The following is a 12491-nucleotide window of genomic DNA, read 5'->3' as shown; positions in this document are numbered from 1 at the left end:
TTGTTATTGTCGTCAGCTGCCCTTTGCAGGTATCGATGATGAAGACTTTTCAATCCCGATCTTGCCTTCTTCCATATCAGCCTCAAACATACCTAATTTTGCCCTTGCCCTTCTTAATAACGCTGCTAAAAATGCTTTATTAGTATAACCGGCGAATACGGGTATGATCTGTTATCCTCTCTTCTACTAATCCTTCAATGAGATTAATCCCCGGTGCCTTATCTATTTCCAAACTCCCGAACCGTGCACTTATCCCCAGAAAATCTGCACCGTTTAAAGTCGCCCACCGTAACAGTTCTTCAAATCTTACAGGATAGTTGTCCTGAATGGTTTTCATCTCTGCGAGAATACTCAAACCATGATTACTGGCCAGACTGTCAGTCCCAAGCGTAATCTTAACTCCCGCACGTTTCAATAGTTCAACGTCCGGCAGCCTGTCTTCAATATACTGATTCGCATTTGGACACAAACACCAGTATAAATTTCCATGAGTAGCAGTCGCAAATTCAATATCTTCCCGGCTTGTAAAAGTATTGTGAACCAATAAGGTCCGTGGAGCTGTGGACAATAAAGGAAGATAAGTCTGTAACGAAGTTTTACCCGCAGGTTTAAAAAAAGAAATATCCAATCCCAGGAATGAATACAAATTCAAGAAATGTCCGGTCTTAGTTGCAAAAAAATCATTCTCCGCCATCGTCTCCTGATTATGTATGGAAACAGCATCCCCGGCAACGTTGGAAAGCTGAGCGATTTCAGCAAATAAGGCTCCAGAAACAGAATAAGGCGCATGTGGTACAACGGTAGCCTTTAAGGGGCTGAAGGCTGATGCGGTTTCTTTTGCTTTCTCTATAATTTCTGCTGCACGTATGGGATTAAAACCCATAGCTTCAACAAAAGTATGGTAATAAAGGCTACTGCCGGACTTCACTTCCCTGGAAATTACCTGATTTGAGATGTCGCCCACAGCCACAATTCCGTTTAAATACATTTCTTCATCAGCTGTCAGCATTGCTGCATTTATCTCTTCGGCCGATTTTTCACGTTGCTGCATCACTTGCTGAACAAAACCCGGCAGGCCGGTATGCATCGCTATTTTTCCTTTAAGATGAGATAATTCCAGATGACAGTGGGTATTAATAAGCCCGGGTACGATTACACCCGTATATTGTTTTATGGGCGTCAATTTCTGCTCCTGCGCTTCCAAAGCAGTAAAAACTCCGGTAATGGTTCCGTTTTCAGAAATTGCAATAACTCCATTTTTTAAGGGTGCGGAACTAACCGGATAAATCCAGGATGCTGACAGGTAAGAACTCATTTTACAAATTACGGTTATTCTTACGAAAGCTTAAAAGATTGCAGCGTATTTTATATTTTCACTCTTTGTAACAATACTTTGCAAGGTATCTCCGAAGTAACAGTAACATAATGATTTTTATGCAGGGGAATAGTCAGATAATCTCCTCTTTTTAAACTATGAATTTCGTTTTCTATAGTGATTGTACAAGTCCCCTCTAAAATGAGGAATTTTTCGTATTCGTCATCATGTACTTCCTGGGGAGCCATCTCTTTAATCCAGACAACCGCACTGATCAGTTTCTCCGTTGCGCTCAGGATTTTGGCATATACATCTTCAAATCTATCAGTAAGAACCATGTCCCCCCGTTCTATCCAATGCGCGTAATCAGCTATTTGTGAAGCCTCATTCAATATTGGCGGACTGCTGAATTCTTCTCCAGCCTTCATCCGTTCCATATAGTCGATAGTAGCTATTAAAAAAGGTTTTACAATAGGATCCGGCGCAATCGCATTGGCCAGAGCATCGCGTTCCAGCGCCATACTTATCGCATTAATTTCCACCATTATTTCAGGGAAATTCTCAGCCATTTGTTCTACCTCATCATTCTCTGTCGCAGTGGTTAATTCCAAAACATATAATTCTAAAATGCCAGATGCAATAAATTCCGCGCAATTTTTCATGTTATTACCGTTCCCTTTAACGTTTTAAGTATTTTGATCATATTACCGCGCAGTATAACCACTGGAATTCCTAATTGTTCTGAAGCTGATGAGAAACTGTAACCTTCAAAATAAATCAGAAAAATAGCCTTTTTAACATCTGCATCTATCTCATTAGCAAATTTTTCCCCATCATCATCGTTCTTCTGCTGTAAAAAGAATCTGATATCAGTTGCATAAACGAGGTCAATTTCTTCACGGATTTCATTGTCAATAAATTGCTCATTTTTAACAGACTTAAATGACTCACATCCTTTCACCATCTTTAACATCCAGGTAAACAGACGTTCCTTAGACGGATCAAATGTCAGGCGTTTATTCCACATTTCGCAAAAAGATGCCTTAATGCATTCCTCCGCAAGATTAACATCTCCAAAAGTTCGTATCAATACACCTAAAACGGCCGGAGCATATTTATTGTATATATTTCGATAATCATTTTCATCCCCCCGCCGAAACAAAACAACCATATTTTTATCCATTTCATCCAAAGGAGAAGGATTTGTCATAAATTTTAATATTTAGTGATATAAAAGTAGATAATTTGATTTATCCATCAAAATCATTTATGCACGATGGCATAAAGATTGTTCAACCCTGATAATGAAGCACATATTAACATTAATAAAAATCTCGTTATTACTGCTGGTTACTATGGCTTCCTGCAGATCTGGTGCGGGAAATTTGTTTAAAACATCCTCACCTCATGAACAATATCAAAGAAAGTTAATTGCCGCGGGCCTTGATAAAACCTCAATGGGAAAAGCATGGAGCACGATCGCGAATCAAAGTTTAAATAAAGCATTGCTCATTACTCCGCCTTATAAAGCAAACGGCTATTTCGCCGCCGAAAAAATTCCTGCTATGGCTTATCGTTTTGAGGGCTTACGCGGACAAAAAATAAGTATTCATCTAGTTCGGTCTGCAGCAAGTGTCAATCATATTTATGTAGACCTGCTTACAAAACAGGATAATGGTGAGTTCAAAGTTATCGCCTCCGCGGATACAACAGGTAAACCACTTATCGCCGAGATGCAGGAGAACATCACATATTTTATCCGGCTGCAGCCGGAATTGCTCAGCAGTGCCGCTTATACCATTGAGATTACAGCAGGTCCCTCTCTTAATTTTCCACTGACAAATAATAGCCGCAAAAATATCCAGAGCCTTTTTGGCGACGGCAGAGATGCCGGATCCCGGAAACATGAAGGAATTGATATCTTTTCACCTTTCCATACACCAGTCCTTGCAGCTGCAGATGGAACCGTCACCAGGGTAAACGAAAATAATTTAGGTGGTAAGGTAGTATGGATGAGACCTGAAGGAAAAAATTACACACTCTACTATGCACACCTTGATCGACAGATTGCCGTAGAAGGTCAGCAAGTAAAAAGTGGCGATACATTAGGTCTGATGGGAAATACCGGAAATGCAAAAACTACAAGTCCGCATCTGCATTTTGGGATCTACACGCCCGGCGGCACAGTCGATCCGTTACCTTTTGTTAATCCTGTCATCCAGCCTCTGCCTGAAGTTACCGCAGCTGCTAACCTGTTAAACACCCGGGCAAGGACAAAAGGCAAGACCAACTTATACTTATCTGCATCGTTAACAGATCAGTCTGCTGTTGCGCTGCCACCCGCCACTGTGATCTTTATTAATGCAGCCTACAAAAATGCGTATGGCGTAGAACTTCCCGATGGAAAAACAGGATTTATCAAAAGCAGACAGTTAACTGCCCTGGCACCGCTTAGAAAAATAAAAATAACCTCTTCCCCCTTACCTGGATATGAACAGCCCGGAGAACCCATGATTGTAAAAACCAATTTCAGTCAGGGTGAAACAATCAGCGTAATGGGTGTTTTTTCGAATTATCTGCTCGTTAGCGGCGACACAAAAGAAACCGCCTGGATCGTTAATAACGGGTCATGGTAGCCCTATTAATTTATTTTGGTAGCATATATGGGTATTAATTGATTACTTTGTAAAAAGATACCATATTAATTCAACTGTTTATGTCTGATTATACTACCCGATTAAATAAATACATTAGTGAAAGCGGCCTGTGCTCAAGAAGAGCGGCAGATAGATATATAGAACAGGGAAATGTATATATTAACGGGAGAAAAGCCAAAATTGGCGATCAGGTTTATTTTGGTGACATCATCACAGTTAACGGACAAACAATTGAACCTAAGGAAGCAGAAAACACAATCCTGATAGCTTTTAATAAGCCTGTAGGTATTACAAGTACAACAGAAGCAGGTGTAAAAAGCAATATTGTCGATTATGTGAACCACAGTGACAGAGTTTTCCCTATCGGTCGTCTCGACAAAGATTCACAGGGATTGATCTTCATGACGAATAATGGCGACTTGGTTAACAAAATTCTAAGGGCTGGTAACAACCATGAGAAAGAGTACCTCGTTACCGTAAATAAACCACTTACCGACCAGTTTATCACTGGTATGGCAAAGGGCGTACCTGTATTGGGGGTAATGACTAAAAAGTGTAAAGTTGTAAAGGAAAGCCCCTTCATCTTCAAAATTACCTTAATCCAGGGATTAAACCGACAAATACGCCGCATGTGTGAACATTTCGGATTTGAAGTAACCAAACTGGAAAGGGTACGTATCATGAATATCAGCGTGAAAGGTTTACCTGTAGGCGAATGGAGAGAGTTAACTCCGGAAGAGCAAACCGAAATATTTAATATGGTGGCTAAATCCAGTTCTGAATCGGATGCAGGACCAAAAAGGGTAGTTAAAAAGTCGAAGCCAAAAGAAGAAAATCTGGAGACAAACGTTACACCTGTTAAGAGAACCAGCAGAACAAGACCTTCCGGGCCCACAAGAGGCAAAGCCGCAACAGGCAGAGCGAGTGCAGCCGGCAGAGGCGATAGTGCTGAGCGATCAGATAAAGCGGCTCCGAGAGGCTCTTCAGCTTTTAAATCAACAAGCGCATCAACAGACTGGAATAAAAGTAACGGACCAAGCAGAAGGCCAGTTAAACCTTCACGCGGAAAGTCGGGTGCTCCGGCAGGGAAAACAAAGAGTCCAAAACGCTAATGCCATCTGTAAGTCAACTCATTATATGAAAATTGGGTGACTTATTTATTTTAGGTAACTTTGCACCAAATGCTTGCAACAACTAAAACAGATATCCGGGCGCTGGACCTGACTCAACTCCAACAGCACTTTACGCAAATGAGTGAACCTGCATACCGGGCCAAACAAGTCTATCAATGGCTATGGGAAAAGTCTGCTCGTTCTTTTGATGAAATGAGCAATCTTTCCAAAGACCTTAGAAAGAAGCTTGATGAAAATTATGCGATAAATGTAGTTGAAGTGAACAATTCACAATTCAGCAACGATCACACGATAAAGAGTGCATTCAGGCTCTATGATGGTAACATTGTAGAAGGTGTACTGATTCCGATGGAAGAACGCATGACTGCCTGTGTGAGTTCACAAGTTGGCTGCAGCCTTACCTGCAAATTCTGTGCGACGGGTTATATGGACCGTAAGCGGAATCTGAATGCGGATGAGATCTATGATCAGGTAGTGCTGATTGATCAGCAGGCAAAGAAAAATTACAATGCACCTTTAACGAATATCGTTTACATGGGCATGGGTGAACCCTTATTAAATTATGCCAACGTTTTAAAGTCCATAGAGCGTATCACTGCTCCTGACGGATTAAACATGTCTTACAAGAGAATCACTGTGTCTACAGCAGGTATTGCCAAGATGATCAAGAAACTGGGTGACGATGGTGCGAAATTTAATCTGGCACTTTCCCTGCATGCTGCGAATGATAAAAAAAGAAATGAAATCATGCCTATCAATGAGGCAAATTCCTTAAAGTCCCTCGCTGAAGCATTAAAATATTACTTCGCTAAAACAAAAAATCCGATTACCTACGAATATATTGTTTTCAACAATTTCAACGACGAAATTGAAGATGCAATAGACCTGGCTAAATTCTGTAAACACGTACCTTGTAAGGTCAACCTGATTGAATATAATCCTATTCAGTTTGCCGACTTCATTAATGCTGAAGGAGATAAAATTGATGTCTTTTCTAATTACCTGAAAAGCCAGGGTGTAAATACCAATATCAGACGTAGCCGCGGAAAGGATATCGACGCCGCTTGCGGCCAGCTGGCAGTCAAAGAACAAGCCTGATGATTTTTAACCTTTATATTATCAGATGAAGTTAAGTTTGCTGCATGATACTAATCAGGCAGATAGTAAACGACTTTCTTGGCTTACTCTTTCCTTACTTATGTAACGGCTGTGGCATACAGCTCTATCACGGGGAGAAGGAAATATGTACAAAATGCCGATATGATTTACCTTTTACAGATTTCCAGAATTATGCGGCCAACCCGGTTGCCAAACTCTTTTGGGGCCGGATATCCTGCAATGGTGCAATGGCAATGTTATACTTTAGAAAAGGATCTAAAGTACAGCACCTGATACACCGGCTAAAATATAAGGACCAGACCCAAACAGGTATAGAACTTGGAAAATTACTGGGAGAGCGATTATTATCCTCACCTACCTATCAGACTACCAGCCTCATCATTCCCGTCCCGCTCCATCCGAAAAAACAGAAATCCAGGGGCTATAACCAGAGCGAGTACATTGCAAGGGGAATAGCTGAAATTATGCAAGTCCCTGTCAGTACTACCCATCTGATCCGTCAGCACCATACCAGCACACAAACAAAAAAGGGTCGTTATGATCGCTTCGAAAATATGCAGTCGGTTTTTACAATTCTAAATCCCGGGCAACTCGAAAATCAGCATATCTTACTGGTAGATGATGTGATTACAACAGGCTCAACATTGGAGGCATCTGGTATAACATTATTAGCCACGCCAATCAAACAGCTAAGCATTGCCGCATTAGCTTACTCAGAATAATACAATTGAAATAATATTAAAGCTATGGTTGCGTTTATATAATTGAGAGCGTTAATTTAGATGGTAAGGGCCGGTATTTTCTTCATAGAAATACCGGCCCTTTATCTTTTCTGCAGCTATATTCAATATTGAGCAAATATTTTAAAATAATTAAAACCATTTGGACATATCTTACGTTTGTATATATGAGAGCGTTAATTTAAGGGTCGAAACTTCCAACAAGTTTCGGCCCTTTCTTTTTTGCCTCATTTCAAACAAGCTGTTACTTATATAGTGGAAAACGGGCTACTAAATCTGTAACTTGTTTTTTAACCAGGTTTAAATGTGCCTCATCCTCAGGATTCTGGATTACCTGATCAATTAAGTCTACAATCTGCTCCATATTCTCTTCCTTGAAACCTCTGGTTGTGATTGCTGCTGTACCTACGCGGATACCAGAAGTAACAAACGGAGATTTATCATCAAAAGGAACCATGTTTTTATTCACCGTAATATCGGCTTTTTCCAAAGCATTTTCGGCAAGTTTTCCCGTTATGTTTTTATTTCTCAGGTCAATCAGCATTAAGTGATTATCTGTACCACCTGAAATAATTCCATATCCTTTAGCTACAAATGCTTTAGCCATCGCCTGAGCATTAGCCTGAACTTGTTTGATATAAGTTAAATATTCATCGCTTAGCGCTTCTCCGAAAGCAATTGCTTTAGCAGCAATAATATGTTCCAATGGTCCGCCCTGAGTTCCCGGAAAAACAGCCATATCAAGTACAGATGACATCATTCTGGTTTCACCTTTAGGTGTTTTCAATCCAAATGGGTTTTCAAAGTCTTTACCCATCATAATCATTCCACCACGGGGTCCGCGCAAGGTTTTATGAGTTGTAGTAGTTACGATATGACAGTGTGGAAGCGGGTCTGCCAGCAATCCTCTTGCAATCATTCCGGCAGGATGAGAAATATCGGCAAGCACTAAAGCACCAATTTTATCAGCTACACTGCGGATAAATGCATAATCCCATTCTCTTGAATAGGCAGATGCACCACAAATGATCAGCTTTGGACGCTCTGCCAATGCAACTTCTTCCAGTTTTGCATAATCGATCAGACCATCTTCTTTTTTTACACCGTAAAAAAGCGGATGATAAAGCTTTCCGGAAAAGTTAACAGGAGATCCATGAGTTAAATGGCCACCATGAGAAAGATCAAAACCTAAAATTTTGTCACCTGGCTGAATTACCGCTAACATTACCGCCGCATTGGCCTGCGCACCAGAATGTGGCTGTACATTTACCCATGCCGCACCAAATAATTTCTTAGCACGTTCAATAGCCAACGTCTCAATCTCATCCACTACCTGGCATCCGCCATAATAACGTTTTCCTGGCAAGCCTTCAGCATATTTATTCGTTAAAACGGAACCAGCCGCTTCCATTACCTGTTTGCTTACAAAATTCTCCGAAGCAATAAGCTCAAGTCCATTCTCCTGACGGTCTAATTCCCTATCAATCAAATCAAAAATTAAAGTATCTCGTTCCATTTATCAATGTATATTTTTGTAAAAATAATGATTTTTCACCTGAATTTAAGGGGCAAATTATTTCTATGCCTAAAACCTACGGCCTTAGTTCTTTAGGATTGACTAATATTTTGCTGTTATATTAACAAAAATCACGTACTTTGTATCTTCTTGTCTATTAAAAACTGCATGGAAAACAATACCCATCCATTATTACCAAACATAAACTATCCTGCTGATTTAAAGCAGTATAAAGAAGATGACCTAGAACAAATTAGCCAGGAATTACGTCAGTATATCATTGATGTGGTGAGTGTGCATGGTGGTCATTTTGGCGCCAGCTTAGGTGTTGTCGAACTTACAGTTGCCTTACATTATGTACTCAATACCCCATATGATAAATTAGTGTGGGATGTTGGCCATCAGGCCTATGGACATAAAATCCTAACGGGAAGGAAAGCTGTTTTTCATACAAACCGTGTGTTGCATGGCATCAGTGGTTTCCCTAATATGAGCGAAAGCGAGTATGATACTTTTGGCGTAGGTCATTCCTCAACTTCAATTTCGGCTGCTCTCGGTATGGCTGTTGCCTCTCATTACAAAGGAGAGAAAGACCGTCAGCACGTTGCCGTAATCGGTGACGGGGCAATGACAGCCGGCCTTGCATTTGAAGGATTGAATCATGCCGGTATCGAAAACTCAAATCTGCTCGTTATCCTGAACGATAACTGTATGTCGATTGATCCTAATGTGGGAGCACTCAAAGAATACCTGACCAGCATTACTACTTCTAAGTCTTACAACAGATTCAGGGACGACATTTCCAATGTTCTGATTAAACTTTCAGAGCTTGGGCCAAATGCGCATAAGTTTGTAAAGAAAATCGAAAAAAGTATTAAAGGCACACTGCTGAAACAAAGCAATTTGTTTGAAGCACTTAATTTCAGGTATTTCGGACCAGTAGACGGACATGATGTCAAAAATCTGGCGGCTATTTTAAAAGATCTTAAAGATATCCCAGGGCCTAAATTATTACATTGTGTAACGGTTAAAGGTAAGGGCTTTGCACTCGCCGAAAAAGATCAGACCAAATGGCATGCGCCCGGTCTGTTTGATAAAATAACAGGAGAAATTAAAAAAACTGTTCAGGAAAAACCTCAGCCTCCAAGATACCAGGATGTTTTCGGTCACACACTGGTGGAACTGGCGGAAGCAAATAAAAACATTGTCGGGATAACTCCTGCCATGCCTTCAGGATCATCTATGAATATCATGATGAAAGCAATGCCTGACCGTGCCTTTGATGTAGGTATTGCAGAACAACATGCGGTAACTTTCTCTGCGGGCTTGGCTACACAGGGGCTCCTGCCTTTCTGTAATATCTATTCCAGCTTTATGCAACGTGCGTATGATCAGGTAATCCATGATGTAGCTATACAAAATCTTAACGTCGTGTTTTGTCTTGACCGCGCTGGTATTGCCGGGTCAGATGGCGCAACTCACCATGGTGCTTATGATCTCGCTTATATGCGTTGTATTCCTAACATGACGGTTGCTTCGCCAATGAACGAAGAAGAGCTGAGAAATCTGATGTACACCTCACAGTTAGAAAATAAAGGGCCATTCTCTATCCGTTATCCGAGAGGCAACGGTGTTATGGTGGACTGGAAACGTCCTTTCAAAGAAATTGAAATTGGGAAGGGAAGAAAGATATGTGACGGAGAAGAAGTTGCGATCTTAACGATTGGACATGTCGGAAACTTTGCTATTGACGCCTGTAAAGAACTAAACAGTGAAGGCATTCATCCTGCACATTTTGATATACGCTTTATTAAGCCCTTAGATGAGGTTATGCTGCATGATGTATTCAAACGTTACAAAAAGATAGTAACTGTAGAAGACGGCTGCCTGCAAGGCGGTATGGGATCTGCAGTACTGGAATTCATGGCTGATCACAACTACCAGGCAAAGGTAATTCGTTTGGGAATTCCTGATACCATCGTAGAACATGGCGAACAAGCAGAATTATGGGATATCTGTGGATATGATACCGCAGCGATCATCAGAACAATAAAAGAAATAGCGGTTAGCCGTACTACTGCGACTATCGCTTCTTAAATAAAAAGATAAAATAAAGGCCGGCTTCTTTTACAGATAGCCGGCCTTTTCTATATACTAATTCGCGTTATTCTACCGTAACTGATTTTGCCAGATTCCTTGGCTGATCAACATTACAACCTCTTAATAAGGCAATATGGTAAGACAATAGCTGTAAAGGTATAGTGGCCAGTAAGGGTAAAAATGCCTCGCTCGCATCAGGAATTTCAATGCAGTAGTCAGCCATTTTTCTAACTTCTACATCTCCTTCGGTCACAATCGCAAGTACAATTCCTTTTCTCGCCTTCACTTCCTGGATATTGCTGATTACTTTTTCATAAGAAGAATTTTTTGTTGCTATTACCACAACAGGCATCTCCTCGTCAATCAGGGCAATCGGCCCATGCTTCATTTCTGCTGCCGGATAACCTTCTGCATGGATATAAGAAATCTCTTTCAACTTCAGGGCACCTTCAAGCGCCACAGGAAAACCACTGCCTCTACCAAGGAAAAGACAATTGCGCGAATCTTTAAATTTATGGGCAATCTCTTTAATCAGCTCGTTGGATGCTAAAGCCTGCTGTATTTTAGCAGGGATATTGTCCAGTTCAGTCAATAGCTCAACCAATTTGGTTTGGGTAAGTGTACCTTTCTGCTGCGCCATATAAAATGCCATCAGTGTCAATACAGTTACCTGTGCAGTAAATGCCTTTGTAGAAGCCACACCGATTTCTGGTCCTGCATGTGTATATACACCTGCATGTGTCAGTCTTGGAATTGAAGCCCCCACTACATTACAAATGCCGAAAATGGTAGCGCCCTTTTCTTTAGCCATCTCAATTGCAGCCATGGTGTCTGCAGTTTCGCCCGACTGAGAAATGGCAATTACAATGTCTTTCTCTGTAATGATAGGATTTCTGTAACGGAACTCAGATGCGTATTCCACTTCCACCGGGATCCTGGAATATTCTTCAATCAAATATTCACCCACCAAACCTGCATGCCAGGATGTACCACAAGCTACAATAATGATACGGTCGATATTTTTAAGTTTATCTGCATATTCTTTGATCCCGCCTAACTGTACTCTGCCTTCGCTGGGATAAATCCTTCCGCGCAGACAATCCCTGATAGATCTGGATTGTTCAAAGATTTCCTTTAACATGAAATGCTCATAACCACCTTTTTCCAGCATCTCTAATTTAATTTCGAGTTCCTGGATATAGGGTGTCTGCACTACATTGTCTAATCTTTTAATAACCAGCTCATCACGCTTTAATAAGCAGATCTCATTGTCATTAAGATAAATCACATTTTTTGTATACTCGATAATAGGCGTTGCATCAGAAGCTACAAAGTATTCATCCTTGCCTACACCAATTACCATCGGACTACCTTTTCTGGCTGCGATCAGTTGATTTGGCTGGTCTTCATCCATAATTACAATTGCATAAGCACCGCTAACCTGATGTAAGGCTAATCTGACTGCTTCAAACAAATCCACATTTTCCTTTTCATAAATCTCCTCCACCAGGTGGATCAGTACCTCTGTATCTGTATCGCTGTTGAAAAAATGTCCCCTGGACAATAACTCTTCTTTCAGCGTGGCGTAATTCTCAATTATCCCGTTATGGATGATTGATAGTTTTCCGTCGTTCGACGTATGAGGATGTGAATTCCTGTCAGATGGTTCACCATGAGTTGCCCAGCGGGTATGCCCCATTCCTATAGTACCGGAAAGGTTTTTATCCCCGCCAAAGTTTTCCAGTTCCTGAACTTTACCAGCCTTCTTGTAAATGTTCATATCACCCTCATTAATCAGTGCTATACCAGCACTATCATAACCACGGTACTCTAATCTTTTTAAACCTTTTAGCACAATGGGCCAGGCTTCTCTATGTCCTATGTATCCAACTATTCCACACATATAAATAT

General features: G+C 40.9%; 10 protein-coding genes. 5 read left to right on the top strand and 5 right to left on the bottom strand.

Going from position 1 to position 12491, the window contains the following annotated elements:
- Positions 1 to 139: 139 nt before the first annotated feature.
- Genes OQX62_RS17595 through OQX62_RS17585 form a run of 3 tightly spaced genes read right to left on the bottom strand, consistent with a single transcriptional unit; the run spans position 140 to position 2525 of the window.
- Positions 140 to 1315 carry an amidohydrolase family protein gene (locus OQX62_RS17595; protein WP_265832934.1) on the bottom strand — a complete coding sequence of 392 codons (1176 nt, stop codon included), beginning with the start codon at positions 1313 to 1315 and terminating at the stop codon, positions 140 to 142.
- 50 nt (positions 1316 to 1365) lie between these two features.
- The gene (locus tag OQX62_RS17590) at positions 1366 to 1977 is read right to left on the bottom strand and encodes a cupin domain-containing protein (protein ID WP_265832933.1); all 612 of its coding nucleotides are present in this window, start codon (positions 1975 to 1977) and stop codon (positions 1366 to 1368) included.
- On the bottom strand, positions 1974 to 2525 hold the full coding sequence (locus tag OQX62_RS17585; RefSeq protein ID WP_265832932.1) for an RNA polymerase sigma factor: 552 nt from the start codon (positions 2523 to 2525) through the stop codon (positions 1974 to 1976). The genes OQX62_RS17590 and OQX62_RS17585 overlap by 4 nt, the downstream gene beginning before the upstream one ends.
- Before the next feature lie 94 nt (positions 2526 to 2619).
- Between OQX62_RS17585 and OQX62_RS17580 the strand changes: the two genes are divergently transcribed.
- From OQX62_RS17580 to OQX62_RS17565, 4 genes are all read left to right on the top strand, one after another.
- Positions 2620 to 3951, top strand: a complete 1332-nt coding sequence (locus tag OQX62_RS17580) for a M23 family metallopeptidase (RefSeq protein ID WP_265832931.1) — start codon at positions 2620 to 2622, stop codon at positions 3949 to 3951.
- A gap of 80 nt (positions 3952 to 4031) precedes the next feature.
- Positions 4032 to 5084 carry a 23S rRNA pseudouridine(2604) synthase RluF gene (gene rluF / locus OQX62_RS17575; RefSeq protein WP_265832930.1) on the top strand — a complete coding sequence of 351 codons (1053 nt, stop codon included), beginning with the start codon at positions 4032 to 4034 and terminating at the stop codon, positions 5082 to 5084.
- A gap of 69 nt (positions 5085 to 5153) precedes the next feature.
- Positions 5154 to 6203: a 23S rRNA (adenine(2503)-C(2))-methyltransferase RlmN gene (gene rlmN / locus OQX62_RS17570; protein WP_265832929.1), complete on the top strand. Its 1050-nt coding sequence runs from the start codon at positions 5154 to 5156 to the stop codon at positions 6201 to 6203.
- A gap of 44 nt (positions 6204 to 6247) precedes the next feature.
- Positions 6248 to 6946 carry a ComF family protein gene (locus OQX62_RS17565; protein WP_265832928.1) on the top strand — a complete coding sequence of 233 codons (699 nt, stop codon included), beginning with the start codon at positions 6248 to 6250 and terminating at the stop codon, positions 6944 to 6946.
- Between the two features lie 262 nt (positions 6947 to 7208).
- On the opposite strand, the gene glyA is transcribed toward OQX62_RS17565, so the two are convergent.
- A complete protein-coding gene (gene glyA, locus OQX62_RS17560; RefSeq protein ID WP_265832927.1) occupies positions 7209 to 8480 on the bottom strand; it encodes a serine hydroxymethyltransferase in 1272 nt (423 codons plus the stop codon).
- A 168-nt stretch (positions 8481 to 8648) separates the two neighbouring features.
- Between glyA and dxs the strand changes: the two genes are divergently transcribed.
- On the top strand, positions 8649 to 10577 hold the full coding sequence (gene dxs / locus OQX62_RS17555) for a 1-deoxy-D-xylulose-5-phosphate synthase (protein ID WP_265832926.1): 1929 nt from the start codon (positions 8649 to 8651) through the stop codon (positions 10575 to 10577).
- A gap of 67 nt (positions 10578 to 10644) precedes the next feature.
- Here dxs and glmS read toward each other — a convergent pair whose 3' ends face one another.
- Entirely contained in the window at positions 10645 to 12483 is a 1839-nt protein-coding gene (glmS, locus tag OQX62_RS17550; RefSeq protein ID WP_265832925.1) for a glutamine--fructose-6-phosphate transaminase (isomerizing), read from the bottom strand.
- Between the last annotated feature and the right edge of the window lie 8 nt (positions 12484 to 12491).

Origin of the sequence: Pedobacter sp. MR2016-24 (genome assembly GCF_026239655.1) — a bacterium.
Classification (GTDB): Bacteria; Bacteroidota; Bacteroidia; order Sphingobacteriales; family Sphingobacteriaceae; genus Pedobacter.
Note: the sequence above shows the minus strand (reverse complement) of the source record. Positions and strands in the feature narration are given on the sequence as shown.

What these genes read in the sequence shown, in the direction of transcription:
- OQX62_RS17595 (WP_265832934.1), bottom strand. Translation starts at nt 1,315, where the DNA reads ATGAGTTCTTACCTGTCAGCATCCTGGATTTATCCGGTTAGTTCCGCA.
- OQX62_RS17590 (WP_265832933.1), bottom strand. Translation starts at nt 1,977, where the DNA reads ATGAAAAATTGCGCGGAATTTATTGCATCTGGCATTTTAGAATTATAT.
- OQX62_RS17585 (WP_265832932.1), bottom strand. Translation starts at nt 2,525, where the DNA reads ATGACAAATCCTTCTCCTTTGGATGAAATGGATAAAAATATGGTTGTT.
- OQX62_RS17580 (WP_265832931.1), top strand. Translation starts at nt 2,620, where the DNA reads ATGAAGCACATATTAACATTAATAAAAATCTCGTTATTACTGCTGGTT.
- rluF (WP_265832930.1), top strand. Translation starts at nt 4,032, where the DNA reads ATGTCTGATTATACTACCCGATTAAATAAATACATTAGTGAAAGCGGC.
- rlmN (WP_265832929.1), top strand. Translation starts at nt 5,154, where the DNA reads ATGCTTGCAACAACTAAAACAGATATCCGGGCGCTGGACCTGACTCAA.
- OQX62_RS17565 (WP_265832928.1), top strand. Translation starts at nt 6,248, where the DNA reads ATGATACTAATCAGGCAGATAGTAAACGACTTTCTTGGCTTACTCTTT.
- glyA (WP_265832927.1), bottom strand. Translation starts at nt 8,480, where the DNA reads ATGGAACGAGATACTTTAATTTTTGATTTGATTGATAGGGAATTAGAC.
- dxs (WP_265832926.1), top strand. Translation starts at nt 8,649, where the DNA reads ATGGAAAACAATACCCATCCATTATTACCAAACATAAACTATCCTGCT.
- glmS (WP_265832925.1), bottom strand. Translation starts at nt 12,483, where the DNA reads ATGTGTGGAATAGTTGGATACATAGGACATAGAGAAGCCTGGCCCATT.